Below are 1134 nucleotides of genomic sequence, written 5' to 3'. Positions count from 1 at the left end.
GCTGGGGTCAACCCGCCTGCGTTTCCGCGCTAAGCCTTTGCGCTGAATGAAAAAGCCCCGACTGGTTCGGGGCTTTTTTGTATTTGCTGTCCCGTCCTGAATAAGGTTTACGCCTTCTGACCTATCTTCAGGAGGAGTCAATGGATTCGGGCAAAAGGCGGAGCCAGCGTGACTACACGCTAGCCTTTAAATTATCGGTCGTAGACCAGGTCGAAAAGGGCGAGTTGAGTTATAAAGAGGCTCAACGGCGCTACGGCATTCAGGGCCGGTCCACAGTACTGGTCTGGCTACGCAAGCACGGCCGGCAGGACTGGAGCCAAGGCGCGTCAATTCGAGAGCCGAGGAGCAGGTCCATGACCGAGCCAACCCTCCCGCTGACCCCCGAGCAGCGGATCAAAGAGCTCGAAGAACAGCTGGCGCTAAGCAATCAGAAAGCGCAATTCTTCGAAGCCGTCGTGAATGTTCTGAAAAATGACTACGGTGTTTCCGTCGTAAAAAAGCGACCCGGCAAGTCCTCTCGCAAGGGCAAATCCAAGGCCTGAGCATCACGAGGGCTTGCCTGTTTATGAGCATTTCGCGCCAAGCGTATTACCAACGCAATCGGGTTTTCGACGAGAGGGCTCGTCAAGATCAAGAGGTCATGGACTTTGTTCTTGAAAAGCGCCGCCGTCAGCCACGGATAGGCACGCGCAAGCTGCATTACCTGATGAGCGTTGAAGTTGGCGCATCAGTTCGGGTCGGCAGAGACCGCCTGTTTAGCATCCTGCGCAACGCTCGAGAACTGGTTGTACGCAAACGGGCATACCACAAAACGACGGACAGCCATCACCGTTTTCGCCGACACCCTAACCTGCTCAAAGCAGGTCATGAGCAGATAGTGGCCAATAGGCCAGAGCAGGTCTGGGTTGCAGACATCACCTACCTGCCGACACAGGAAAGCGTGGCTTATGTGAGCCTGGTGACAGACGCCTACTCGCGCAAGATCGTAGGCCATCATGTGCATGAGAGCTTGCATACCGAGTCGGTAATCAAGGCGATGGAAAAGGCAGTTGGTGAGCGCCGAAGCACGCTGCCACTGATCCATCACTCAGACCGTGGAGCCCAATACTGCTCTGAGCTTTATCAACGCTTGCA

1 pseudogene is annotated in these 1134 nt (G+C 55.3%); it reads left to right on the top strand.

Going from position 1 to position 1134, the window contains the following annotated elements:
• Nucleotides 1–140 precede the first annotated feature (140 nt).
• A pseudogene (locus HX812_RS28170) lies at nt 141–1134 on the top strand (IS3 family transposase); the annotation flags it as partial.

It is taken from the genome of Pseudomonas sp. IPO3749, assembly GCF_013386605.1.
GTDB lineage: Bacteria > Pseudomonadota > Gammaproteobacteria > Pseudomonadales > Pseudomonadaceae > Aquipseudomonas > Aquipseudomonas azotoformans_A.
The sequence above is the reverse complement of the archived record's forward strand: the minus strand, read 5'-3'. Positions and strand labels throughout refer to the sequence as shown.